21 protein-coding genes are annotated in these 26,470 nt (G+C 52.2%); 12 read left to right on the top strand and 9 right to left on the bottom strand.

Annotation, left to right across the window (positions count from 1 at the left end; translation table 11 throughout):
• The first annotated feature begins 4 nt into the window (after positions 1-4).
• Entirely contained in the window at positions 5-2,854 is a 2,850-nt protein-coding gene (locus tag DJ75_RS03955) for a DUF1156 domain-containing protein (RefSeq protein WP_094522752.1), read from the top strand.
• A gap of 6 nt (positions 2,855-2,860) precedes the next feature.
• On the top strand, positions 2,861-6,493 hold the full coding sequence (locus tag DJ75_RS03950; RefSeq protein WP_094522750.1) for a DEAD/DEAH box helicase: 3,633 nt from the start codon (positions 2,861-2,863) through the stop codon (positions 6,491-6,493).
• Here the strand turns inward: DJ75_RS03950 and DJ75_RS03945 are convergent.
• Positions 6,482-7,096, bottom strand: a complete 615-nt coding sequence (locus DJ75_RS03945; RefSeq protein WP_094522748.1) for a hypothetical protein — start codon at positions 7,094-7,096, stop codon at positions 6,482-6,484. The genes DJ75_RS03950 and DJ75_RS03945 overlap by 12 nt on opposite strands.
• A 1,116-nt stretch (positions 7,097-8,212) precedes the next feature.
• Here DJ75_RS03945 and DJ75_RS18060 point away from each other — a divergent pair.
• Both DJ75_RS18060 and DJ75_RS03935 read left to right on the top strand, forming a co-directional pair.
• Positions 8,213-9,613: a hypothetical protein gene (locus DJ75_RS18060; protein ID WP_141211962.1), complete on the top strand. Its 1,401-nt coding sequence runs from the start codon at positions 8,213-8,215 to the stop codon at positions 9,611-9,613.
• A 2-nt stretch (positions 9,614-9,615) separates the two neighbouring features.
• Positions 9,616-11,367, top strand: coding sequence for a UvrD-helicase domain-containing protein (locus DJ75_RS03935; protein WP_094522744.1), 1,752 nt, complete (start codon positions 9,616-9,618; stop codon positions 11,365-11,367).
• Positions 11,368-12,094: 727 nt separating this feature from the next.
• Here DJ75_RS03935 and DJ75_RS03930 read toward each other — a convergent pair.
• Positions 12,095-12,502, bottom strand: a complete 408-nt coding sequence (locus DJ75_RS03930; RefSeq protein WP_094522742.1) for a hypothetical protein — start codon at positions 12,500-12,502, stop codon at positions 12,095-12,097.
• 582 nt (positions 12,503-13,084) lie between these two features.
• Here DJ75_RS03930 and DJ75_RS18960 point away from each other — a divergent pair.
• Positions 13,085-14,185 (top strand): hypothetical protein, encoded by a 1,101-nt coding sequence (locus DJ75_RS18960; RefSeq protein WP_254921873.1) that lies wholly within the window; start codon positions 13,085-13,087, stop codon positions 14,183-14,185.
• A 170-nt stretch (positions 14,186-14,355) separates the two neighbouring features.
• Here DJ75_RS18960 and DJ75_RS18055 read toward each other — a convergent pair whose 3' ends face one another.
• Together DJ75_RS18055 and DJ75_RS18050 are read right to left on the bottom strand one after the other, a co-directional pair.
• On the bottom strand, positions 14,356-14,835 hold the full coding sequence (locus tag DJ75_RS18055) for a hypothetical protein (protein ID WP_141211961.1): 480 nt from the start codon (positions 14,833-14,835) through the stop codon (positions 14,356-14,358).
• Complete coding sequence (locus DJ75_RS18050) at positions 14,832-15,278, bottom strand: hypothetical protein (RefSeq protein ID WP_141211960.1); 447 nt, start codon at positions 15,276-15,278, stop codon at positions 14,832-14,834. Before DJ75_RS18050 ends, DJ75_RS18055 begins: the two co-directional genes overlap by 4 nt.
• A gap of 648 nt (positions 15,279-15,926) precedes the next feature.
• Here DJ75_RS18050 and DJ75_RS18045 point away from each other — a divergent pair.
• Both DJ75_RS18045 and DJ75_RS03915 read left to right on the top strand, forming a co-directional pair.
• A complete protein-coding gene (locus tag DJ75_RS18045) occupies positions 15,927-17,084 on the top strand; it encodes a site-specific integrase (RefSeq protein ID WP_141211959.1) in 1,158 nt (385 codons plus the stop codon).
• Between the two features lie 165 nt (positions 17,085-17,249).
• Positions 17,250-17,840: a hypothetical protein gene (locus tag DJ75_RS03915; RefSeq protein ID WP_094522736.1), complete on the top strand. Its 591-nt coding sequence runs from the start codon at positions 17,250-17,252 to the stop codon at positions 17,838-17,840.
• Positions 17,841-17,875: 35 nt separating this feature from the next.
• On the opposite strand, the gene DJ75_RS03910 is transcribed toward DJ75_RS03915, so the two are convergent.
• From DJ75_RS03910 to DJ75_RS03905, 3 genes are all read right to left on the bottom strand, one after another.
• On the bottom strand, positions 17,876-18,559 hold the full coding sequence (locus DJ75_RS03910; protein WP_094522734.1) for a hypothetical protein: 684 nt from the start codon (positions 18,557-18,559) through the stop codon (positions 17,876-17,878).
• A gap of 72 nt (positions 18,560-18,631) precedes the next feature.
• On the bottom strand, positions 18,632-18,991 hold the full coding sequence (locus tag DJ75_RS18040; RefSeq protein ID WP_141211958.1) for a hypothetical protein: 360 nt from the start codon (positions 18,989-18,991) through the stop codon (positions 18,632-18,634).
• A 115-nt stretch (positions 18,992-19,106) separates the two neighbouring features.
• Positions 19,107-20,126 carry a site-specific integrase gene (locus DJ75_RS03905; protein WP_094522732.1) on the bottom strand — a complete coding sequence of 340 codons (1,020 nt, stop codon included), beginning with the start codon at positions 20,124-20,126 and terminating at the stop codon, positions 19,107-19,109.
• Positions 20,127-20,565: 439 nt separating this feature from the next.
• Between DJ75_RS03905 and DJ75_RS03900 the strand changes: the two genes are divergently transcribed.
• The 3 genes from DJ75_RS03900 (at position 20,566) to DJ75_RS03895 (ending at position 23,362) form a co-directional block, all read left to right on the top strand.
• The gene (locus DJ75_RS03900; RefSeq protein ID WP_094522730.1) at positions 20,566-20,916 is read left to right on the top strand and encodes a hypothetical protein; all 351 of its coding nucleotides are present in this window, start codon (positions 20,566-20,568) and stop codon (positions 20,914-20,916) included.
• Positions 20,917-20,991: 75 nt separating this feature from the next.
• Positions 20,992-21,723: a hypothetical protein gene (locus tag DJ75_RS18035; RefSeq protein ID WP_141211957.1), complete on the top strand. Its 732-nt coding sequence runs from the start codon at positions 20,992-20,994 to the stop codon at positions 21,721-21,723.
• 622 nt (positions 21,724-22,345) lie between these two features.
• Entirely contained in the window at positions 22,346-23,362 is a 1,017-nt protein-coding gene (locus tag DJ75_RS03895) for an NAD-dependent epimerase/dehydratase family protein (protein WP_094522728.1), read from the top strand.
• Positions 23,363-23,496: 134 nt separating this feature from the next.
• On the opposite strand, the gene DJ75_RS03890 is transcribed toward DJ75_RS03895, so the two are convergent.
• Positions 23,497-23,919: an ester cyclase gene (locus DJ75_RS03890; RefSeq protein WP_094522726.1), complete on the bottom strand. Its 423-nt coding sequence runs from the start codon at positions 23,917-23,919 to the stop codon at positions 23,497-23,499.
• A gap of 90 nt (positions 23,920-24,009) precedes the next feature.
• Here DJ75_RS03890 and DJ75_RS03885 point away from each other — a divergent pair, with 90 nt between their 5' ends.
• Positions 24,010-24,921, top strand: coding sequence for a winged helix-turn-helix domain-containing protein (locus tag DJ75_RS03885; RefSeq protein ID WP_198948021.1), 912 nt, complete (start codon positions 24,010-24,012; stop codon positions 24,919-24,921).
• 161 nt (positions 24,922-25,082) lie between these two features.
• On the opposite strand, the gene DJ75_RS03880 is transcribed toward DJ75_RS03885, so the two are convergent.
• Entirely contained in the window at positions 25,083-25,889 is an 807-nt protein-coding gene (locus tag DJ75_RS03880; RefSeq protein ID WP_176451411.1) for a winged helix-turn-helix domain-containing protein, read from the bottom strand.
• 136 nt (positions 25,890-26,025) lie between these two features.
• On the opposite strand from DJ75_RS03880, the gene DJ75_RS03875 reads away from it, so the two are divergent.
• On the top strand, positions 26,026-26,470 hold a 445-nt coding region (locus DJ75_RS03875), incomplete at its 3' end, for an FAD-binding oxidoreductase (protein WP_141211956.1).

The following is a 26,470-nucleotide window of genomic DNA, read 5'->3' as shown; positions in this document are numbered from 1 at the left end:
TCCAATGTCCGAAAATACCATTGACGAGAGTGACGAGTTGAAGAATTTGAAAATCGAAGGGCCGCTACCGACCAAAACGGTGGGGATAGAAAGCGTGAAGGAAGGCAATCCAGAATCGATGTCTCCCCACCGGCGGATATTCAAATGGTTCGCACGCCGGCCTACTGCGACGACTCGGCTTGCGATTCTCGCGTCCGTGCTTCCACCGGACGTTTCTAACGACAAGTTGCTCCGTTCGATGTGTATCGGCCCACGGACAAGTGGTGTATCGGATATTGACGATTATGTCGTCAAAAAATATGCTACGAAAGACGATAGAACGGGGTCAATCGAGGACCACTTCGGCTACGAGTATCCGCACAAAAACGTCCCCTCAAAATCCGAGCTTGAGGAACTGCACTCAACGCTTCGGGAGCACTGGGACGGACAGCTCCCAACTGTACTCGACCCGACCGCGGGCGGCGGAACGATTCCGCTGGAAGCTACTCGATACGGTCTTCCCACTATCTCTAACGAGCTAAATCCGGTAGCGTGGTTGCTAAACAAGGTAATTCTCGAACATGCTCCAAAAGAGGGGTCTATTGAGTCAGATGTGCGGACGTGGATGAACGAGATTGAGAACATCGTTCAGGAGCGTCTGGAACCATTCTTCCCGGAAAAGAACGGGGTTGAGCCGAACCAATACTTCCGGGCCTACAGTATTGACTGCCCTTCATGCGGGAAACAGATTCCTGTATCCAATCGCTGGTGGTTCAATCGAAAGAAGGGGATTGCCAGCAGGCCACAGTATGAGGACGAAGGTCTCCAATTTGAGATTGTACACATACCAGAAGATGTCTCAAAGGACGAATTTGACCCAAGTGAGGGGACGGTAAGCGGTGGAGATATTGAGTGTCCCCATTGCGACGTGGTGACCGAGCGAGAGGATGTTGTATCGATATTCACGAATGGAGAATTCTCTTATGAAGTCTGTGGTGTGAGATACTCTGAATCTGTACAGGGTTCACAGTATCATTCGCCGTCACAGGAAGACCGTGATGCGCTTGCGCGGGCGGCAGATAAGATAGAATCCGAGATTGACCTCGCGACCCTTCTCACCACAGACCGCTACGTTGGATTCTATGACCGCTCTGCTCCCTATGGAATTACCCAATGGAGGGACCTATACAGCCCCCGTCAACTCCTTTCTCACGCTACATATCTTGACGCATTTAATGAAATAAAGGAGGATATCTTGGACGAATATTCTCAGAACCGAGCAGAGGCTATCCTCACGCTTCTCTCGTTTATATCTATAAAGCTGATAGAACGCAATTCCAGATTACAACCTATTGACATTCGTCGAGGGTCTCCCAGTAGTATGCTAGGGAATAATAATTTCTCATTCCAGTGGCATTTCTCTGAGAGCAACCTGATGAGTGGGACTTACAGTTACCAGTCTGAATCAGATAACGTATTGTCGAACTATGAGCATATCTCGGAGTATGTCTCACACCTTGAGGACCCGGATACAACGGTGCGGTGTGGAGATGCCTCAAATCTACCAATAGATACCGAATCGATTGAGGCTATCGTCGTTGACCCCCCGTATGGAGACAATATCATCTACTCCGAGGTCGCCGATGCGTTCTATGTCTGGTTCCGCGAGTATCTGGGGGACATCTATCCTGAAGAGTTCAGCACACCAGAAACTAACAAAGAAGACGAGGCTGTTGAGAACCCCTCTTTGGTATCAGATACGGAGTCTGGCTCCAAGCGTGAAGTGGCCCGGAATAAATACGAGAATAGAATGAGTGACATCTTCGGCGAGGCGTACCGAGTCCTCGAAGAGGGAGGTGTTCTCACAATTTACTTTACAGACAAGGAAATTGCTGCGTGGGACTCGCTCACTATGTCTATCATAAATTCCGGGTTCAATATAACGGCAACCCACACCATTACCAGCGAAATGCCACAGCGGATTGGTGTACAACAAGACGCTTCCGCAGATAGTACCCTTCTTCTAACTTGTAGGAAGCCCACTACTCAGCCCGACGACCGAATGCCAACCCTTTGGCGGGACATAAAGGATGAAACCAGACAGGTAGCCCGCGAAAAGGCAAGTTCCTTGCTCGAATCTGAACACAACTTGACTAAGACGGATACAATAATCAGCGCATTCGGCCCCACATTACGAGTGTTCACGGAGAACTATCCCGTGGTCGATGATAAGGACGAGCTGGTTCGACCGCGAGAAGCGCTCCGTGAGGCAAGGACAGCAGTCACCGAGGTCCTGATACAACGGGAGCTGGCTGGGTCCCTCGACGATGTAGATTCCCTATCAACGTGGTACATCCTTTCATGGTTGGTCTATGAGCAGCAGTCAATCCCATACGATGAGGCACGACAACTTGGCCTCGGTGTTGGAGTCCAGATTGATGAGGTGAAGAGCGATACCAAAATCTGGAGCAAAAGTAGGGATGACGTGGTCTTATCTGGACATCAGGGCCGTGTACAGAGCTATTCTGAATTGGAAAGCGGGGTCAAAAGACGAGCCAGAAAGTATCCTGTTGACCCGAGAGAGCAGTCATTCGAGAATAGAATCGACGCGGTCCATGCGGCATTAGATGTATTGAGCACCAAAGGAAGCGACTTTGCGTGGAACTGGTTGAAGGAACGTGACTTGCAGAATGACTCTGCTTTCAAGAGTACCATAGAAGGGTTACTACAAGTGCTGCCGGAGCAACACGATGATTACGGCCTCTTGAAGAATTTAGTTTCGGGAGAAACCGGCGAGTTGCTGGAAATAAACATCGCTGTCCTTCAGAGTCCGGACGATGTGGAAAGCTCTCGGACTACTCTAGACGAGTTCTGAACACGCATGTCTTTTCAGAATTTGAACTGGAACCGAATCTATGAGAGCAACTTTCGGGGTAATCAGACCCTTGTAAGCGACTTCTATCGCCCACTTCTCGCACATTCAGTCCAGTACGACCGTCTCGCCGGCTACCTGAGCCTCCAGAATCTCGCCGACGCGCTACAGGGAGTTGAATCCGCATTCGAATCCGACGGCGAAATCCGCATCATCGCCTCAAAGCGCCTAAGTCAAGAGAACAAACCGGTTCTCACCGACGACGCTCCCCTTTCCGAGGAAGGTGAGTCACGGCTCGCTCTCATCGCCCAAATGCTAGATGAGGGGCGGCTCCAGCTAAAAATCGGGGAACCCCGGAATAACTCCGATTCTGGCATCTTCCACCCTAAGCTCGGCATCGCGACTGACTCCGACGGGAACCGAATCACGTTCGAGGGAAGCATCAACGAAACCTACAACGCGTGGTATCGCAACTACGAGCGATTCAAAGTCCACCGCTCGTGGGACGATGTCGAGAACGAGTACGTCAAGGAGGACGTGAAGACATTCGAGCGGCTCTGGAACGAAGAACACGAGGATGTCGAGGTCACGGATATCGACGAGGCCATCGAGCGAGATATCCTCGACTGGCAGCCCGAATCCGATGAGGAGGTTGAGGAGCACGTCGAACGCCTGAAGAAATCGAGCGAACCGCCTGCTTCTGAGGCGACAATCACCCGCATCGCCAACGAACGTGAGCTCCTCCCCGGTGCGATGCATATCGCCGAGGACATCAGTTCGATTGAGCCGTGGCCTCACCAGCGTGTCATCGCAGACACGGCCGCGAGCATCTATCCCGAGAGTCTCCTCCTCTGTGACGAGGTCGGCCTCGGGAAGACCATCGAGGCTGGGCTGACTCTCTCTCGACTCCTCACCATCGGTGAGGTGAGCGACGCCCTGCTTCTCGTACCCGCCACGGTCCAGCCACAGTGGCAGGAGGAGCTTCTGGAGAAGTTCAACATCAACGCCTACTCCTACGAGTACAGTGGCGCACAGCGTGTCCTGCGGGACGCCTACGGCATCGAGCACTCCTTGTCGGACTACGTGACTATCGATGCGTGGGAAGACTCTCATATCGGTGAATTCGTCTCTGACCGTGACGAGCCGACGGTTGTACTCGCCTCGTGGCACACCGCACATCGCTCGGGGAATATGGGAATGTTCTCCCCGTCGGTCCACTGGCAGGAGGAACATCCGGGCGACCCGCCCAAAGACCAGTTCGAGTGGGACCTGACGCTCGTCGACGAGGCCCACCACGGTCGCGAGGGAACGAATCTCTACGAGCTACTCACAGAATTACAGAATGACACGGTGTGTAACTACGTGTTGACGGCGACGCCGATGCAGCTCGAAATCACTGAGCTATTCGACCTCCTGCGTCTCTGCGACCTCCCCGACGGATGGAACGACCGCGAGTCGTTCGACACGTACTTTGAGATGCAGCAGGACCTCGCGGAGGCGCTCGACGAAATCGATGCCGACGGCTCGGAGACTGTCGAAGAGGTTCTCCCGGACCTCGCCTCGAAGTGGAACTACGAGCCGTACGAGGGACTTACGCATCTCCGTACATGGGCGGGAATGATTCAATCGTTCGCACAGGAACACGAGGATGTGGCAGCATGGGTCGGCGAACGCGTCGACGATAGCGACTTCGGGCTGAGCGAACGTCGCCAACTAAATCGTGTGCTTGGTACTGGAAAGCTTGGAACCCGTGACTGGGAAACCAAATTCTCGAATCTCTCTGTCAACAGTCTCTATTTCCTTCTCGAACTTGGAGATGAGACAACTCCAGTCAAGTCCCGAGTGTTCCGGAACACTCGGCAGACACTCCGCATGTGTCAGAAGGCGGGCCTTCTTGACCAGAATATCCCTCGTCGGGATATCGAGACACGGTCCGTTGAACTCGGAGATGCTGAACCACTCTATGACCGTGTAGAGTCATACATCAGTGACGTATACGACCAGTCAAAGAAGCTCTTGGAGGGTAAAGAGAAGACAGCTCTCGGCTTTGTGATGACTACGTACCGGCAGCGGCTCACTTCGAGTCTCCATGCTATCGAGGAGTCTCTCAAACGTCGCCGAGAGAACCTCAGCTCCGAGCTTCAAGACGTATCGGGAGTTTCAGAAAGCGACCTTCAGACAGGAGATATCGCCGGTCGCGAGGAAGTGCTTCGGCGAGAATACGGCCTGCGTGTGGACCAAATCGGAGCTAACAGTCCTGCTGGCGAACGAGTCCGGCAGTTCGAACTGAGCGAATTAGAGGCCTTCATCGCGCAACTCTACGACGTTCCCGAGGACCCCAAGTTGGAGCAGTTGATGCAAGACCTGAACGAGCTCAGCGCGAAAGCCCGAGACACGGTCATTATCTTCACACAGTATTCAGACACGCTTGATGCAATCAAGCAGAAGGTCTCTCTCAGCCACCACGGTGTTGGTACGTACTCGGGCAGTGGTGGCGAGATATATGACGCTGCTGAGGACGAATGGTCCGGCGTGAGTAAGGAACGTGTGAAGCGCGAATTCACCGACCCTGACGGAGACCTCACTATTCTCGTTTGTACGGATTCGGCGAGTGAAGGGTTGAATCTCCAGACCTGTGATGCGATGATAAACTACGATATGCCTTGGAATCCTCAGGTCGTAGAACAGCGGATTGGCCGAATTGACCGCATTGGACAGAAAAACGAGAAGGTGCTCGTGTGGAACTACATCTACGACGATACCGTTGAGGAAGATATCTATGAGCGTCTTGGAGAGCGAATCAGTCTATTCGAGCAGGCAGTCGGACCCCTACGTCCGATTTTGGATGGGTTAGAGGGCGAGGTTCAGAGTGTCGCGATGGGGGAGTCGGTGAAGTCGGGAGAGGATATCGCCTCTGAAGCGGAAGAACAGTCGAAAGAGGCGGAACAGAAAGTCCGGCAAGTGGGATTGACACAGGACCTCGACGAGGTCCATGCAGAGGATATAATCGAAGAAGCCAAGCTCTACGGGTGGACGACTTCGCATCCTGACGTTGGTCGTATCGGATATCCCGACCGGCCGTTCGACCCCCTTATCGACCCAGACGTGGTAAAACGGCTCTTCACCCAGAGTCAGGTTCTCCGGAATAAGGGCTGGACGTTCGAAATGCTCGACCGCCAGCTAACCGAAGATGAAGATGCTCCGTATCAGAAACTCTACCGCCTGAACGTCCCGGAAGATGCGAACCCACCAATATCTCGTGAACCTCCTGAAGACACGGTACAAGCGATATATGCTGATACAGACGAGGTGTTGGTCTCGTTCGACCCGGAGGTGTTGGAGTGGTATCCCTCCGTGGTGATTCCCCTCCCGCACCAGAAGCTGTTTGAGTACCTCCTCACGGAACTCAAAGAGGAACTTGACGGAACCATTGAAGACGAAGTCGTCCGTGTTGCTGGACAACTGGATGAACACGGCACTAAGGTCTGGACGGAGCCATCTGCAGTCTCCGAAGCCCACGTCGCTACCTACGCGACAGAGGCGCAGCGTCGTTTGACGCTTGATGTACCTCTACCAGATGAATCCACTGGGAAACGAGAAATCGGTGACTGGCTGGAAAAGTACGAAACATTAGTCGAGTAAATCCTCCGTCTTCGGGTGTGTATGCCGAACTTCGACTCTGTCGCTTCTGGATTTGAGGCTCTGGAGAGCCTCTTTCGTGTCTGGCCGGCGAGCGAGGTCAAAGTTCGCGAAAACGAGACAGTACGTATCGACGTGATGGGGTAAGCCGGCTAATCGGTCAATGTCGTCAGCAATTAGAATATATCGCTTAGAATCTTCTCGGAGGTACTTCGCGTTCTTAATGAACTTGAATTCGACAGCAGTGACGAGGTCCTCGACTCTGAACTTCTTACTACCACCCTCAAGGGAGAGCTCTACCTCATCAGCGAAAAGCACGAGGTCAAGCTTCATCTGACTACTCCCGAGACCGAAATTTGTCCCACTCACCTCGCAATGGGCTCTATCGATGTTGTTGGTTGAGATGATTACATCAGCATACTCGCTATGGTCCGGGATGTCTCCCCGGGCGTTTCCTGAGTCGTGACTTCCTGTGAGGTGGGCAGACTGGAGCTGGTCATTAAGAATCTGTTTCAACTCGAAAGCAAGCTCTGCTTCGACGAGGTAGTTTGCAGGTCTCTCCACGAAGTGCTGTTCAAGTTCGTGGATAGAGTTTTCAATATTCATATAGACCCATTCTGGATTTGGAATGTATAGTTGTATGGCGTATCTTGACTTTGCAAGTACACATGGCAGGGGTGCCCCTTTGCACTCTCTCCGAGTCTTGTGGGTATGGCTCGATATTGTCCAGAAGAACAGAATGAGATGCCAGAACTCCAGCTACAACCCTCTGGCTATTGGGTCTGTTCCGGATGTGGTCAAATTTTCGGTCAGAGGTATCATCAGACGATTACACAGTGGAAAGACCACCTTATTGGAGAAGACAAATTCTGAAGTGTGGCCGGTCGCTCTCCGCTTACAAAGGGGTCGTAAAGGGTAACTTAGCGGCGGGGGATTGGGCTTCTCTACATATTGCGCGCAAGAGAGAGCTTACACCCACCTTCTGGGAGCTTTGTTGAGCCTTGCCTGCCAGAGTCAATAGAACAATTTACGCCTCCGAATGGATGGATTGGAAGGCTCCAAAGGTCTGCTTGAAGGCTCCAGCTTTCTACTGAAAACCGTGAGACGCTACCGAGGTCACTTGCCTTCCGAGGCTGTAAGGCTCTTCACCAGTACACCCCCCAATTTACTTCTGAAGGGGGGTGGGTATACGTCTACGCGCAATAATGGGGTGAACAGTGTATTGGTTGCGGTTGGACAGCGCATAACTAACAGATTTCTTACCTTGTTTGAGGAATCGGCTACTGTATGGAAAGACCACTAATACGCCCTATTTCGGGCACTAGGGGGTTATTGGCAACCCGAATAGCTATAACCACTCGTATCATCTGTCATAGTATGGCCGACACGTACAGTCGTGGTCTACCGCCTGTGACGGCGGATGTGACCTTCAAGACAAAAGAAGGGGAGAGAGTCCGCCCACGCGGTCGTCTCCCTCCCCGCATCAGGGACGAGCTCTCCAGTCATGACCTCACGGTGGTTATGGAGAACGGACCAACTGTCCAGTGGAGTATCGACAACTATGGTCGAGGGACACTCCCTGCTGAGATTCGTGATATCGTGGAAGCTCGAACGTTTCGAATAGTCGTCAGCGGCGATTCAACGCTAAGCTTCCACCCGGTTTCGGAATCTCGTCGGCCTACCGAATAAGCCCTCAGCTACCTGAGGAAGAAAAAGCCAGCAATGTCACCTATAGATACATCTCCAGACAGCATAACTGTATCGCCGTCTCGACTCCTCACGGATGGAGGAGTCGATGAAAAGAGGCAGCCGCCAGAAGGTTCGCAGTCACCTTACCATCCTTCTACACAGGGTGTGGCAGATTCTTCGCAACCAGAGACTAATTCAGAGCCCTCTCACGAGCTACGAGAGCCATCTGCCGAAGTCACTGGTACCGATGGGCAAAAAGACGAAGAAACTGATGTAGTGGCCAAGCCAGACCTCAAGGCTCACCGAATCATTTCGCTTGAAGAATTGGACCCTACTCTTGGGCTTGCTCAGCGTGTCCGTCGTGAGTCGTCAATTCTGATAGACGCCTACAAGACGCAGGAAGACCAAATTCTTGATATTAGGTATCCTGCCTACTCTGTTGGTAAAAACTTGGAGTTACAGATTATTCCGGCAGATGAGAATCCTCTCTTTGCTATCGTCGATACTAGTGAGGAAGAGATTGCCGTTTCAGAATACAAGGCGTTTGACAAGGTTCGGTCGTCCGCTCAACTCAATCAATTTGTCCCTAAATGGGCTATGAGGTTAACTCCGGATGAGACAGAAGCAGCTAGGAAAGCTATTGAATCCGCATTTGCTGACGCGGTACAAGATTACGATGAGGGGAACATACAGAATTATATTGTGCCCTCCGCAGCTAGTTTCCTCAAGCAACAGACCGACTCAGTCCGTCTTATTGTCCCAACGGGTATCGAGACCGATGATGCTGAGTATGAAGTGACGTTCAAGCCAGACCCTCGTCGAAATATCGGCGAATCTGGGTCTGTCCGCTTCGATGTGGCCTTCGCGAATGACCCATCTGCGAGAGTCATCGCCGATGTATACTCTAACCGCCTTTCAGGCATGCTTCGTGGATTTGAGGCCGACTGGGCCGCAGAGTGGTTGTTCGACTATTGGGATGAAATGGCTCAGGAAGAAACGGTCGAGAATGAGCAGGAGCAAGCACTCATAGAGCTGTTTTTGTCTCAAATGAGCAATCTAAAAATCGGGCCTCTGACAGAGCACGTTGCTACCATATGGTGGAAACCGAATAACACCCGAGGAATCTACATCGAGCCTGATGACGGTGTTCCGTATGTCGTTGTCGGTGGGCAGTACATCAAGAACTTCGTAGACCAGCATCGCCACGAGGTTCGCAGGTCTATCTCTGACCTTCTGTTTCAGGATGGAGTTCTCGTTGAACGTCCCGGAAACAGAACTTCGGCGAACAAACTACTCTGTGCTGAGGGGTTGGATGCCAAACCGTCTGTATGGATGGTTTGTGCTTCTCGACTGGACTTCGACCCAGAATCGCTCTCTGAAGTTGAAACAGACCAGAGTGACGATGGTGAGCTGTCGCCGAATGTCTCGGTCTAACTATGACTACAGTAACTCGAATAATTGGAATGGCTGGTGCGGGGAAGTCGTGGGAGTGTAATCAGCGCCTTCTGAAACTGCTCAATACCGGGTTGATAGAGCCGAGTGACATTCTCATCACTTCGTTCAATAAGGCGAATACTCATGATATTATCACACGGTTGGAGGACCCTGATTTGATAGAGGGTGTCCATAGATTGGATGCGCTAGTGGACGAAGGGAAATTCGATGACGGGGGGATGACAGTCCGCACGTTCAACAGTATCTGCTACAATCTTGTTTACGGGGACGAGGAGTTCCAGTTCGACCGGTTGGTGGTAATGGACCGGGAGTCTGATGAAGAAGTCTTCCAGCAATTCTTTGAGGAATGTGCGCCTCAATTCGAATTCAGGTATGTGCCTCCGTCAAGGGTAGACGAGACTGCTGGCAGAGAAAGTCTCCCAGCAGCCAACCAGATTCTTCGGGCGTACAACTACCTCCGTGCGCTCGGGTATGGTAATACGCCGGAAGAATACCGGGCCTATTCGCGAATGGATGCACAGGTGGCAGCGCCTGAAAGTAGTGTGATTGAGGTGATGCAACAGTGGGACACGTGGAAACAAGCGAATGAGATTGTCCAGCACGACGATTGTGTTCGCGGTGCAATCAAATTGGGGAAGGTTCCCTCAGGTTCGGTGCTTGTCATCGATGAATTTCAGGACCTTTCACCACTCCAGTATCGGCTGTACAAGCTCTGGCGAGACAGTCAGGAGTTTGACCACGTCATCATTGCCGGTGACGAAGCACAGGCTATCTACGGATTCAGAGGAAGCACAGGACGATACCTTCGTGAGACCTACTGTGATGAATCAATAGAACTGTCTGAGAGCCGGCGATGTGCCCCGAAAATCGTCGAGAAGGCGCAGGAAATCATTGATGGATACGGATATTTTGAAGAGAAACTATCCTCTTACCGAGATGATTCAGATGGTATCGTTGATACGGTTCCAGTAGCTGGCAATACTGCCGAAGACCTTCGTCCGGTAGCTGAAGAACTACTGGCCGACCTTGGGTTCAGCGAGTCAGTGATGATTCTTGGTCGGACCAATCTCGACGTACAACGCATTGCTAAGGCTCTAAACGACCTTGGATACCCCAACCAGCCTATCGTACCCGCTGACAGTGAACGGAAACGAGGTCTCTGGTATTGGGATTCGCCAGCCCCCGAAGTCCTTCATACTCTGCGCCGTTGGTGTGCGGGAAAACCGCTGTATTCGGCTTATGTTGAGGTTCTACTTTCTATTGCGGATGTTGACCATCCGTGGGTTGAGCACGCAGTTGCGAAGAAGCTCGTTTCGTATTCGAAGGCAGATGAAGGATACCACGATTATCCAAAACTACAGAAGGAAGTTCTCTACGCTCCAGATGTAATCGATGAAGTCTTTGATTCACCTGAATCGGCTGAACTGGTCCTCAATACGCTTCGGCTTGATGATGCTCAACGCAAGGTCCTACGAAGAGCGCTAGATAGAGAGCATGAGATTCAACCAGAACAAATCAGGGTGGGAACGATTCATTCTGCAAAGGGCCAAGAGAGCTCCCGTGTTCTGTTGCTTGCTGGCTATTCGCACCGACAGGCGGAACGGTATCGAAATGAACCCGGTGTTGAAAAAGAGGAGCGGCGACTATACCATGTCGCAGTAACCCGTGCGGCTGACAGATTGTATATTACGACTGGTTGGAATGGCAGTGAGCCGTGTCCTATCTTTCTCTAAGCTACGGTATTTGAGTACAACTAAATGAAAGGGAAAGTATATATTCGGGCACATCCTACGTTGTGTTGCCGTTAGGCAGTTCCAGAAGTAGTTACAGAAGTACCCGGGTTGGAGCTCCAACCATATGGGATTGAGGAATGCTGGATTCCCTTCTGGGACCTGTTACAGAAAACCTGCCGGGCTGAGAACCTCAGCCCAACTAGGATAGAAACCACAACGCTCAGTCAATACTGGTCTAATTTCGCTAATCGGTCTTTCTTTGTCACGAGATGTGTGCTTAATTTCGAGTATTGGACTCTAGAAGTGGACACACTAGGCTAAATTCAGTAAATGAGTCGGTCTTGTCCGCAGAGTGGCTAGTCCTCTTTCACTTCGTCAAGAAGGAGGTCAATGTGATGGTAGCCATGGACTTCCAGTAGATGACCGATAGCATCGATTTCCGAGTAAGTGCTTCCGCACGTCTTGCACGTGAACTCTTTATCTTCCTCGTTGAATTCAAAGTGCTCGTCTCTGATGTTCGGCTTTCGTCGAATCATACCATCGAAACGTGGTTAGACCGCTTTGGTGCTTGGTAGGCCGAAATTGGCGACCAGTCCTCTAGAATCAAAATAATAGGCTCTGTTGAAATCCTATTGGTCAGACACTACCTGCGGTGAAACAGCCGGTAAGTAGGATTGTATACCGTCGATGGCTGACTCGGTTGTTGGAACTGTTTACGGGTTCAGAGTTAACGAAAAATCGATAGGTGGGTTCTATAGACAACGATATAGGCGGTCAGATAGGCAGCGGCCCAAACTGCTGCTTGTGGAGTCGGGTCGCTACCGGAAGTTGATACTCCCAACGCAAGGAACGCTATCATCCCGAGGACTCCCCATCCGAGTGCAGATGCGAGGAGGACGAAAATATACTCACCCAGCTGACCAAGTGACCAATCGCCCGCAACAACAGGGTATGAGCCGCCCAGTGCCAACACACCAACAAGCAGGTTACTTGTTGAGGATGAAACCGGGAACCCGAGAACCGCATTACCGACCGAGACCATCGGATACCAGACGAGAATAAACCCGAACATAGCGAGAAGCAGGTCGAGGGTGGCTGATAACCACGAGTCCAATCCCCGTTCGGCAGTCGCCATACTCGTTTTTCGTATCTACTGTACGGAATGTTTGTGGTCCGAATTGAGCAATACACAAGTCACCTGTACTTAGCGGGCGCAGCTCCTGTTAGCTGGTGAGGATTTCAACACAGCCAAATAATATTATTCGGCTCTGTTGAAATCCTCCGCGGCTGATACAAACAGCCTGCTGAATGGAGGGCGCGAGTCGGCCTCCAAATTTCCTGTTAACAAGTCACAAATATAAGAAAACTTATGATAACGTGTACCCTCTACTGTTTGATTATGTATTCAGAGAGACGCAACAACCACCGGAATACTGTGCCACGTACGACCGTCAGCCGTCGGTCACTACTCGCAGCGAGCGGGGTTATTGTAGTTGGGGGACTCGCTGGCTGTCTGAATCAAGTTGCGTCGTCAGTGACGAATACGGGCTCGTCGCCTGCGGCAGTGTTCGCAGGGACAGACTGGAATGATGATGACACGGAAGTCACGTTTATGATGGCTCCGGGGAGCCCGCACGTGAGTCGGTTGGCTCCGACGGTGTCTGCCGGGCAGCTTGGGGATGTCGAGTTGGAGGGGTGGGTTACGTCGTCGGCGGTGATGGCTCAGGACTACAATTCGTCGCGGAGCAACAAGCGGAAGACGCAGGCGGGGAATACGGATTCAGATTCTGATGGTGATGGTGTCGGTGACGGTTCTGAGGAGGATGCTGACCTCGTCGCGTATCTGGGTGGTGAACCGATTGTTGCTGAGCGGTTCTCGGTGTGTTTGCCTGATGCGGAGGTTCCGGGTGGGACTGGGAGCATTCGTGAGGAGGTGACGCCGGAGCGGCTCATCAACTACCTGATGGGCAGTCATAGCCCTCCCGAATCGCTCTCGAATAGCGTTTCGACGAAGTCGCGTGGTGGTGGTGATTGTGATGATACAGACCCTGATGTGTACCCGGGTGCGGTGTGCGGGACGACGCCTCACTTTGTTGCGGAGGTGTCTGGGCCGACGGCGACGGGCGGGAGTCTTGAGGTCGTTCAGGGTGAGGGTGGGACGGTGACTGTCGTCAATACACCGCCGACGGTGGACGACACGTCTGCGAAGGTGTGTGTTGCTGCGGATAATGACCCGTGTGGGCCGGGGGTGTGGGCTCGTACGACTGAGTCGGGGGCTGGGTCGGGCGTGTCGGTGTATCAGGTGATGGTGCAGCCGCCGCGGTGTCCGAAGCCGTTTCCGGCGTTGTTGTACGTCCAGCGGTGTGAGAGCAACGGCCAGCTTGTGTACACGGGTGGATGGGTCATCGACGACGCTGCGCTGTACGAGGAGTCGGTGACGGTGTTGTCGATGGCTGGTCCGACGGAGGTGGTTGGTATCGAGTGCTGCTTCGATTTCTCGGCTGATGGTGATGGGTTCGGTGACGTGGTGAAGCGGTCGGTGTCTGGTGAGCGTTCGCTGCGGGGGGCGCGGATTGATTTAGGCACTGTTGAGGAGTTCGTTGAGGGCGGTGACGCTGAGTTGGCGGATGATATCCTCGCTGTCATCACCAGTCGAGGTGGGGAGACCAGAGGTGATGATGGTGAGGCAGGAGAGAATTATCGGTTCGTGACGCACGTGGCGGTGGATGCGCCAGTGTTGCACTTGGTGAACGCTGCGAGTGCGTCAGAGGAAGTGAAATTCAAGGCGGGGGCTGAACTGTCGAAGAGCGTGAACTGATTATCCGTGTGGAACCATGGTACTCCCGGTGACGACCTGAGTTCTCGAACGGTATCTCTGTGCTCAATCCACCCTCTGTATTCAGCACGGCTCCAAGAGCATATCACTGGTTGAGGATTTCAACAGAGCCTATTATTCTAAAAGTTGATTGGCGCTTCATTGGTGCCGTTTTAAACCATTCCCGGCGGGGAACACTCTTTACAGTATGTGACCCACCCGTTTCCAGCCGAATTATTTGAGCCTTCGTAGCGGAACCAGTGAGCTTCGTAAGCTGTGTCCTCAAACGAGAGTTCACAGCCACAGTTGTTACACACATCAAGTGGCGTACTATCGAGGTTATCCCGGCTTATTGGGTAGTGGGCTGGTCGGTTGTTATTCGACACTGTGTTATCACGTGTATCCCAACAATCAGCTTCATCTATCTTCCTTGAGTGTGGGAGGGCCATACAGCGCCGGGCTACTGGTCCAGCATCCCATACTGGTGGGTCGTCACTGACCTTTGTCAGCCAATCAAGCTCTTCCATTTCTCGCAAGGTCCGCTTCGCATAGAGTTGCTGATTACTGTTGAACGGAAGGTCAGATAGCTCTATAGCCTCCCCTGTAGCGAGGAACTGTAGTGCTTTGTCCCATACCCTGTAGCCGAGTTTCATAGTAGTCTTTCAAATTGATTGAACGACATTACACCTTCTACGTTTTCGAGCACGAACACGGGGATACCGAGCACTTCACGGTATTCCTCAACGAGACCTTCGTCCCCCTGCGCAGCAACAAGAACGTCACACTCCTCCATGTCTGATTTGTTGGTACACTGCGCAGGAACACCCGCCTCTCCTTGCGTTTTCAATCGATTACCAGATTTCGGATTCACACGAGCTTCGCTCAGATTCAGTTTTACTTCGACGGTACCCATTCTGTGAGACCAGTCTCCCTGCTCTTCCATCCAGCCATCAGGTGCCCACTTGCTCAAGCCCTCGGAGATTCTCGCCAGATAGTCGCGTCGACCCAGTGTGATTGGTAGAATGGTATCCAAATTACGTTCGAGAGCAAGAGGGAGTTTGTCAGCATAGTGTTCCAAATAGGCGTTAGCGGCCATCGACCGCGTCCACGAAGCTGATGAGTGAGTGCTGACAATGTCACTCATGTTCGGAAGTAGCGTTGCTTTCGATTCTCGGTATGGGCGTGTTCCCATGACTATACGAGGCATATACTGTGACTTAACAAGAACTAATGCGAACGTTTTTACCTGAACAAACGCAAGTATTATATGCTGTTTTGTATGGGTTTGTAGTCGAAATCCTATTTATAGTTTAAAAACGCAATATAGCCACAATACAGTAGCAGGGTCATAGAACCCAAGACATCCCCTGAGTCACCAGTGAACATAGTGGCTACAATGTTCTCCAAACCATAATTGACGAACGTCTAATATTAGGAGGAAAATAGCGAGTATCGTCCGTGGATTTTCGATGACAAAATCCGACGTATATCTGAGATATAGAGATAGCTAAAACATCGAATTTGGCCAATTTGGAGCTGAATAGCACTATATAATATCTTCTACTTTCCAAGTCGCTTCTTGTCCTAGTATATATAGGCTTCTACTTTAGAAATTCCAAAAATAGGCATACTTATACCGAATTCGACCGATTATAGATATGATGAGAATGAATGAACCTGCTGTGATTGACCCGAGCACCACCCTCTGTGAAATGCTGTCCGCCTTCCCCGAGGTGAGCTTCAAATGAGTGCTGCTGACGACACGACTCAGATGGTTTCTGACCTCTCTACAGCAGAGATGATGCAGATGCTCTCGGACACGATGTCGGACCAACTGAAACCATCACTCACATCGAAGACCCCGCAGGAGGCTGTGGATAAATACTTCCGAACCCGCAATCTGAAGAAAGACACCGAATACACCCACCATTCAGCCTTGTACAACCACTTTGTTGTCTGGTGCGAGGAGGTGAGGGGTTTCGATGATATGAGCGAACTGACGGGCAACGACCTTGCAGACTACCGCGTCTGGAGGCGAGAGGAAGCGCCGACGAAGGTGAAGAAACTACGGCCCAAGTCCGAAGAAACGCAGCAGAAGATTCTTCGAGTGTTCATCAAACGGTGTGAGCAATGGGAATTTGTCACGCCCGGTCTGCACGAGTTTATCATCATACCAAAAGTGAGCCGGAGTGATGAGGTTCGAGAACAAGTTCTTGATTCTCAGACAGCTAACCAAATTCTTGATTGGCTTGGCCGGTATGAATATGCCAGTCTACACCACGTCATCTGGCTCCTGTACGCAGAAAGTGGGGCACGTCTTGGTGGAATTCATTCGCTAGACGTGTCGGATTACGTGTCTCAGAGAGATGAGGGGTATCTGAAGCTACGACACCGACCGAAGACGGGAACGACACTAAAGAATGGTGAGGAGGGTGAACGCGATGTCAGTATCACTCTGCCCATTTGTGATGTTCTGGATGATTACCTCGATGACAAGCGGGTGGACCAGACCGACGAGTATGGCCGAACTCCGTTGCTGACGACCTCGCATGGGCGGGTTTCGAAGTCAACGATTCGGACGTACTTCTACGCGTGGACGCGTCCTTGCGTTATCGGAATGGGATGCCCATACGGTCGGGACCCCAGCGAGTGCGATGCCGCAAAGCGAAACAACTGGGCATACGAGTGTCCCGACAGCCTGAGTACCCATCCGATTCGGAAAGGGTACATCACGGCCGGGCTTAAGGGAGGGATTCCGAAGATGGTCCTCTCAGAGAGGTGCGACGTGTCCGAGAAGATTCTCGACCGGCACTACGACTTCCGGACCGAGCAAGAAAAGATGAGAGCTCGGATGAATTTGATGAAGATGGCGCACCAACAAAATCCGAGATATGGCGCGTAGGACTCTGTCAGTTAGATAAGTGCCACGTGGAGTAGTTTATCAGATAGCGGTAGCTCTCGTGATTCATACGAGTTCTAGCAGCCAGTAATTGAGAAGCAATTCTCAGAGAAGACTACACTGAAAAACGACAGGGGTACTATTATACTGCGGAACTCGCAATAATGTATGTCAAATAATGCTAGTTGGGGAGAACTTCTAGTCGGCGCGTATCACCAATTAGAGAACGAGTGCGAGGTTGTCAGTTACAACAACCGGTCAGAAGAACCCGGCAACCAGATGGAAGCCGACGTGCTTGCGATAGATAACGATAGGGAGAGCGGGGAGCAGCACGTATATATTTGTGAAGTAGTGACACATCTGAAGGGAAATTTGTATTCTGGCTCACCAAAGGACGAGGAGGGATGGTGGATGGAGTATTCCAACACAAGTGCCTACCATCGCTCTTTAGAGAAGTTGTGGAGAAAGTTCTCGGATAACCATCGTTACGTACGCCAGACGTTCCCCCACGCGAACGAGTATTCATTCGAATTTTGGGCACCGGTGGTTAAGGGGTCGAAAACGGAAGGGCCGCTCATCAAGGGCCTCAACAGACTTTCCGAAGAATTTGAGAAAGAAACCGACGAAAAGCTGGAACTGTTTATCAACGAAAAGTACACCACGCGTATCGACTTGTTACGTGAGAAAGCGGAAGATGATACTAGTGGCCGTGGTGCTCCTGCATATCGTTTCCTTCAGATATTGGAACATCTTCGATAACGCGTATATAACATACTGGAATAAAGCGGGCGTACTTATTCTCCTTCTTCACTCCAAAATCGTTCTCCTTCAAGCATATAGTGTAGTTCGTTGATACTGTACATTCCCTTATCAACTTCGAGCATAACACCATCCTGAAAATCAAATGCTTGACGGAAGTCTTTTTTATGTACCAAGTCATTCCGATGGTCTCGGAAGGACCTCATATTCTTGTACAGCTCATGGCCTATGACTCCACATCTGTATAGCAACTGCTCTCGAACCGGCTGAGACATCCTCCGGTCGAGCGTCTTCATCGTCTCGTTAGTACCTCGGAAGTCCTCCTCAATGAGTTCCTCATTCAACGTGTCGATAGAGTAGATTTCGATGAGGTCCTGTGCGAGAATGAAAAACATCAGTACATCGTCGTGCATATAAATTCTCGCTAGTAGCGATTCAGCACGGTCCTGCCTTTCATCTTCGAGGTCTTCAATCGCTGACCCCTCAATCATCTCATTCAGTTCCTTCACTTTGTCACGCAGATTCCCGTAAATACGGTTCAACCCCGAAAGAGTGTTGAGACGCTGTAAACTCTCAGGCACTTCCTCTCCTCGGTCTTCAGCAAGTAGTTGAATACCCGCTTCAACCATCTTAACACGCAACTCCTCGGGAAATTCAATCCCGTATTCTTCTTCTAAATTGTTCATCTCAGTAACAAAGGGGTCAGCGTCTTCACTCATACGAACTGCTACTGAGGTGACTTGTATACTACTGTCGGAACCCTGTGCTCTTGAGACAACTGGATAATAATGCTATTTTGAGAGGTCCCTTTCTGGGACGATTTCAGTATAGGTGAGTGAAATCTGGTCATATTTATTGCTAAGATTATCCAAATCGCCCGGCGCGAGGTCATTATCGTTGAGACACTCGGGACAGACACCGATTTTTATTGCAAACGCCTGCCTCGCTTCACGTTTCTGTTGGCTGCTTCCCTGCATTTGCGTTACGGCGTCATTACTTAGGGTCTCAAAGATTTCCCCGATACGTTGAGGATTTCCAGAGGGACCACTATTGTAGAGACCGTCACCACAAAACGCACAGTAATTCGGGTCTGGTTCGCCAGTCATAGTATCATCGTCATTTGGCTGCTTGAAAATCATTACGTCGGCCATAGATAACGTCGTACTGTGCACATCCTCTCTGTCTTGCACAGCGATTTTTACTGATATAAGATTTCATTAGGCTGGAAATGCTTCCTGCTAATATAAAGGAGACGCAAGAACTGTTTTAGAGGTTGTTGAGGTACTTCCGCCGCTGCTCCATCTTCGTCTTCTCATCACGCCGGTCGTAGTGTTTGTCGAGAGTATCCGGGTTAACGTTCGCACGAGCCGAGACGACCTCAACCGGGACATCCGAGCTGAGATGGTGCGTTATCGCACCTCGACGGACAGCATGCGATGAAACACTCTCGGGACATTTAGATGCGTGAACGTACTGAGCTGCTTCACAATCTTCCGGGTCCCGGTTGAGGGGGCAGGCGACTCCGATTCGACACGGTCTCGACCAGTTGTACACAATCGTCGTCGGGGTAGTAGCGTGCATCCGCCCATGTGAAGTCGCGATGAGCGGCTCCCTCCCGAATTCATCAACAACGTCCGGTCGTTGATTGTCAATCCAGTCATCAAGCAGACCGCAGACTTCGGATGAGAGCGCGACGAACCGTTCTCCCTTCATTTTGTTTTTGATTGGCGTATCCGTCTCTGGTCGATGGCGAATTTCCAGCGATTGCTCTTCTGGGTGGTAGTCAGACAAATCGAGTGTGCGGACTGCTCCACGGCGGAGCATCGTGTGCCACTGGAGTGTAAGTACCATGTGAGCTCGCGAGGCGTACTCGAATTTCCCTAGATGGGTGAGAATGGCTTCAGCCTGTTCGGGCGTGAGTCGGTCGTCACGGACGTTTTCATCGGCGTCAAGGTCGGGTGAGAGAACTTTTTCGCTGAGGTCGGGTTTGACCGCGTCGACGGTCTCTAGGAATCGAATGAACACGCGAAGTGTATCCATCTGCGTTTTTTCGGTGACGGGTTTGATTTCCCCGTCGTGGCTTCGCCGCCATAGTCGGAACTCGTGGAGTAGGCGGCCGGTGAGCTCGTTGAGATTCGTGAGCTCCTTTTCGTGTTCACACCAGCGGACGAAGTGTCCGAGGCGGGACTTGTGGGAGCGAAGGGTGGATTTGGCCACTTCGCGTCGTCGATGGTCAATGTACAGTGCGAGTGCTTCGTCGGGCGCGATTGGTTCGAGGTCGTCCATGGTTGGTCCAGCAAATCCCAGTCGGGAGGGGGCGGATTCTGGACCAGCCTGCTGATTGATACTAGGTTGTTACGGGGTGGACAGGGTTCCTGCAGCGCCCATCCTTCATAGACTTGTTCCAAGTCTACAGGACGCTGTGGGTGTCCTTTTAAACAAACCCAATTTGCTGGTGAAGAGTCCAATAGTGACACTATTACGGGTCTACCTCTTATTGCGAATATTGGATGCCATCCTGTTAAACATGTAGCTCAGTAGATTTAGCTATTGAAATCGGCAGCTGGCAGCTACTAGATCGACGCTCCACATAGTACTCCGTGTGAGCGATGAAGGTAAACCCCAGAACCCAAGTAACGATGACGGGCGAGGGGAGACTCGCAGAACTCTTCTTTCGGTAGAAATTGGGCGAAAGTCACTATAGGAAGGATATTCTACATGATATATGTCCTCTGCAGAACACGGCCTCAAAAGAGGTTTCGGGATGGTCGTCGGAGCGATTGTGGTCGCTATCCTTATGGGTGAAGCTGTGCCGATGCTCGTTGATACAGGTCTCCTCCCAGCAGGGCTATTTTGGTGGGTCATACCCGTATCAATAGTGAGTGCCGTGATGACCGTAGACGCCTCTCGATTCTGGTCGTTCGGCTATCTAGGTGGTGTCGTAGTCGGGATATTCATCGCCCTCCCTGCACTCAATCAGACAGAATTTATCGGCCCTCTTGACTGGCTCGTGTACGGTGGCATCGCCATCGGAGCAGTCGTTCTTCGAGTCAAGATACACAGTTCCTCGTTCTAACTAGGAGATTCTCGAAGTGGTCGGGTGACTGAACATCCAGTAGTTACATACCACTAGGACAGGATTTTGCGAGCGATGAGCAAGTGGACGAAAATATCTGTTGTCGTTACTATCATCCTCATCGGAATTCCGACAGCTGCTGATTTCTATCCACCTTTGTTTGCTGGTGTAGCCGAGCAACTCCCACTCGACATGATTCTGACGTGGATGGGGCGTATCGGTCTCGTGGCACTCGGCGGACTAATTGGATGGTACGCACGAGGAGAGCGAGACTCGGAGCAAGATGAGGATACAACTCCAGAGTCTACAGATGAGGATACAACGCCAGAGACTACGGATGAGGTGCCAGACGACGTGTTGGAGACACAGCCAGCCGAAGACGATGACGAGACAGTCCAGAGCATCGAAGGATGTATTGAGACAGGTGAAACGTGCTGGCGAGGTACAGCGGAACTTTCTGATGGTGAATTGGTCGAAACCGAGGTCGCCTACAGAGCCATCTGTCCTCACTGCCAGACTGTGATGTACGATGGAGAAAATCAATCGGTCGGAATAGCGACCACGGCCACAACCTACTGGGACTGTCCCAGTTGCGGGCATCGTACAGTTGAGGAGTACAGTAAGTACGAGGATGCAGAGAACTTGTTCAACAGCCACATCCAGCGAATCACCGAGAGTCGTGGCGAAGACTATTCGTTCGATAATCTTATCGAGAATATTGATGGAGAGGTAACGCCACGAAGGATATGGGAACAGTATGCCGAATTAGCCGACGACCAGCAAGTCTCAACAAACTGTTTCCACTAACGATGGTTGACCCAATTAGTATCCTCATCGGCGCAGCCTTAGTCGGAATCCCTGCTATCATCCTATTCTTCTTCAAGAAAATTCCTGTCTTCAGATTCAAACAGTGGTGGTTCGGAAAACAGGAAACGAGGGAGTGGTATGACGAAGTTGAGCGAACTGCTATAACACTAAATTAGTTGTCAGAAACGTCGATTTTGAAACGGCCGGATTCGGCAGCCTCACACCTGAAAGGACGATTCGTTCGATTGTCGAACCGGAGCCTGCAGCGCCCATATTTTTGAGGATGTAATCGCCTGACCGCGGCGGGTTATGTTCCTATCGAACACAGCGCCGGTGCTTTCGTTCGATGTGTGAACGATCGAGTGAACGTCACGGGAGTTCGCGTACAGCCAAACTGGTGGTAGATGAGAAAATCAATCGCCGACTGATGTCACGGTCGCTGCTCCGGTAGGAATCCCGGGACAGAGGCCATCTATAGTCTGTCAAATATCTCATGCTGAATATAGAGGATTTGTACAGCAAGGGGTTAATTAGAAGTGAGGTATGAAATAGCTGAACCTACATGGCGGAAAAGAGTGATCCACCCAAACATATATGAAGATTCATTATATAAATTTACTTTATGAGATACTTTGTCACTGGTGGTACCGGGTTCATTGGTACTCATCTCGTGGAGATCCTCGTGAACGATGGGCATGAAGTAGTTGTGCTTACCCGTGACCTCACTAAGGCTGAACATCTACCAGAACCCGTTGAAATAATTGAGGGTGACATTACAGATAAAGAGAGTATGCGCGACGCCATGGATGGCGTCGATGGAGTGTTCCATCTGGCTGCTTGGTTCCAAGTCGGGCCTGGGCCATGGAATGCTGAGAAGGCCGAACGCATCAACGTCGATGGGACCCGTAATGTTCTCGAATTGATGGACGAGCTGGACGTGCCAAAGGGCGTCTACGTGAGCACCGTCGGAGTCTACGGTAATACGGGCGGCGAATACGTCACTGAATCATACCGATCTCCAAATATCTTTAGATCGGTGTATCAGCGAACGAAATGGCAGGCACACTACGAGGTCGCGGAGCCGATGATTGACGATGGACTTCCACTGGTAATAGTCTCACTCGGAGCGATTTTTGGACCAGGCGACAAGGATTACGGTGGCACTCCACGGACTGGCTTTACTGGCTACCTCAAACAAGAACTCCCGATGATCCCGAATGATTTCGTCCTCCCGTTCGACTACGTTGAGGACACAGCCGCAAACATCAAACGGGCAATGGACGAGGGCGAGCTAGGGGAAGAATACATCATTGCGAGCGAACCGCGTAACTTCGTCGATGTCTTTGATCTCGCGGAACGACTTACAGGGATTCCGGCTCCGCGGGCGGTGCCCGGGACGGTCTTTCAGTTGATGAGTTACGGGGTGGCAGGACTGGAGTCCTTCACTCGTCCACCGGAAGGGTTTGAAAGCGAGCTACTCGGCTTTTTCGCTACTGGTGGAGTGCTCGTCGATAACTCGAAGGCCAAACGCGAACTCGGAATCGACCATCGGCCTTTCGAAGAATCACTGCAGCGATACCTCGAATGGGAGATCGAACAACAGGGCCTAGAGCCGAAGATCACGGAAGAAATTGCCTGAAAACCACGAGTAGGGGTTTTATGATATCTACCTCGATGTCCGATTTTGAAATGATCGGACTTCCGACCTCAGCTAGCTAAACAGGTCTATTTACACTCAGTCCTCTCCAACTCGAAAACGAGTAAGAATCGATCTCACCTATCTGTAAGACCAAGCTGCTCGATCACCTCGTGGAAATCGTAGTAGAGGCGATCTTCTTGCACTTTGCCGTTCGTGATCAGGATCTTTGCCATCCCACTGATCTCGATGGTGCGCTCGGTCGGGGAAATCCCATTATATTCCCCTTCGTGTGTGGCCGTCACCGTCCATTCCTTCACCACCACCCCGTCGTTAGCGAGCACATTGTCCATCGTGACGTGCCAATCGGGGAATCCCGCTCGAAGCTCTCGGAGGTACGCTTCGAAGGCGTCGCGTCCGTGAATCTCACCACCAGATAGCGACGGAAGATGGACATCGACCGATTCGGCGACGACGTCTAGGTTTGAGAAGTCCCCGTTCCACAGCTCGGTATACTCGTGCATGAGCGATTCGTGATCGATGGTGTCGGGTTGGGACATTCGTTAGCACCCCAATGTCTCATTTGTCATGTGATGTCATAACATTATTTTGTGAGAATACTTGGGTTCCCTGCAAATGTTTGCAGTCTGTTGAACGATCATCGACTGTTCACGTGGGAGCCAATCACCTCACAGGCGTTCGTTCTCGGGAATACCTTTAGATACGGTACGGGCGTACTCCACCACACGCTAACAGATACCATGGATTCCGCGCGGAACGTGCTTCAGTTCTTCACGAATTCGGCACACAGTGTGCCGGTCTTCGAGGCGCTTGACGACGGCGTTACAACGGGTAGTGCCCTCGCCGACCGAACGGGTGCCTCCCGGGCGACCGTGGCCCGGATTCTTGACGAGGGCGAATCACGGGGCTGGATTGACTCCGAGGGAAGCCGCTACGAACTGACGACTAAGGGAACGATCACGCTTGAAGCGGTTCGTGACTCTCTGCAGACAATCGAGGGTATCGAGCATCTCGGGGAGGCGATAACGTGGTTACCAGCACCGACACGCGACCTCGATTATCGATTATTCCGTGAAGCCGAGATTATCACCGGACGCCCAGCCAATCCGACCGAGCCATTCGATTTCGTCTCTGATCGAATCCGTACGGCGGACCGGATACGAACGCTCGCGTGGACCGGCGTGCCTCGGTTGACAGAACTGATTAACGAGCAAGCCATCGCGGGACAGCTGGAGTGTGAAGCCGTCATGAAGGCCAGTTTTTTCGATACCCTCGTTGGGAGGCCGGAAGTGGTGCCACACTGGCGTGCGCCAGCGGAGCGGGATGAAGTGTGGAGATACGAGGGGGACGTCCCGATCAGTCTGCACATTATCGATGGAACCGTGATAATCTGGTTGGATGAACAACGCGGAGATGAACTGGTGGTCCAAGGGGCGTTGGTCACCGAGAGCCGTACCGTTCTCTCGTGGGCAGAGTCGTTGTACGAGGAATACCGAGCGGGAGCGGAGCTGGTCGATCCGGCGACGTTACCCGAGACATGACCCTGCGTTGGCGCGTTCTACTCTGAGTCAGAGATTTATCGGTGGAACGGGCGCTATCCGTGTGGCACGACCAGAACCGACCGATCCGATTACCGTCAAAACACCGTGTCGAAGAGGTTGTGCATTCATCACAGGGAATCGTCTGTTGGGCTCGTCGGCGCTCAGGCGAACGCCGTAGCATCGAGTCGTTCGGCATCTTCCCGGTGCTCGGAGATCAGCTCTTGGCCCCACGACCGGACTACCGAGTTCGTGCTCTCGATCCCCTCCACCGCTTCTGGCTGCCGATCGAGAATAAGCACAGTATTGTCGATAACGAGGAGATTGCACGGGATTCGACCCGTATAACAGTACAAATTGGCTCCCGCCTCAACGTACGTCTGCCAGCGGGATACGCGGTCTGCGTCCTCCCGGAGAACCGCGAGCTCCCCGTCGGTGATGACGTGGGTCGTTGTCAGGCGTCCGTCAAGGACTCCGTTCACCATGGCGTCTTCGAACCCTACCGACGGGAGCGTATTCACGAGACACGCGAATTCAGTCGCTTCCCGCATCAGCTTGGTCGCAAACGTGGTCGGAGCATTCATCGCGTTCGGCTCGGGACGCCTGACGGTCGCCTCCGCGAAATGGCGGAGCCCGATCGCTAGCTCGTCCGGAAGCCAAGCTACTGCGTCACCGAGCGTTCGGATAGCCCGTATCGCTCCGACGAAGTTCTTACTCTCAGCCGCGACGCGGTCACCGATCGGTGTCGCCCCGTAGTTTCCGTCGGGAGTACGGACGACCCAGCCTCGCTCCTCGAATTCGTTGACGGTCCGATCGAGCGTCGTCCGGGGGATGCCCGTCGCGTCTTCTAACTCGCGGCGCGTGCAGGGCCTCGCTGCGAGTGCGGCGAGGATTGTGACTCTACTCTTCGACCGCGAGAGATAGGCGATGTCCTCTAGTGCCCCCTCGGGAAACGTGTCTGGGTCGGTCATATTCGCTAATTCCGTGTGAATTGACATTAATACACAAAGATGTTAAAGATACCCATGCCGTGGGCATTCGCCCAGAGAGTAATGGAAAGTTCCGCTTCGTTCTATGTAGGGCTGGACAGCGGACAGGAGGGAATCCATGGTGACAGCAAACCTCGAAGAAACGACCGTGGAATCGTTCAGCGACCAATTGCACGGGGACGTGCTTCGACCCGGCGATGTGGGATACGACGACGCCCGGACGGTGTGGAACGCGATGATCGACAAGGAACCGGCACTCATCGCCCGGTGTACGGGAAGTGCCGACGTGATCGCCGCGGTGAACTTCGCTCGGGACCTAGACCTGCCTTTGGCGGTCAAAGGCGGCGGACACAACGTCGCGGGCGACGCTGTTTGCGATGACGGCTTAGTGATCGATCTCTCACCGATGAACGCCGTTCGGGTCGATCCCGAAGCACAGATCGCGCGGGTCCAAGCAGGAGCGACGATGGCCGACCTCGATCACGAGACGCAGGCGTTCGGTCTGGCTACCACGGGCGGGATCGTCTCTACGACGGGAGTGGCCGGTCTCACGCTCGGCGGTG

Origin of the sequence: Halorubrum sp. Eb13 (genome assembly GCF_002252895.1) — an archaeon.
GTDB lineage: Archaea > Halobacteriota > Halobacteria > Halobacteriales > Haloferacaceae > Halorubrum.
Note: the sequence above shows the minus strand (reverse complement) of the source record. Positions and strands in the feature narration are given on the sequence as shown.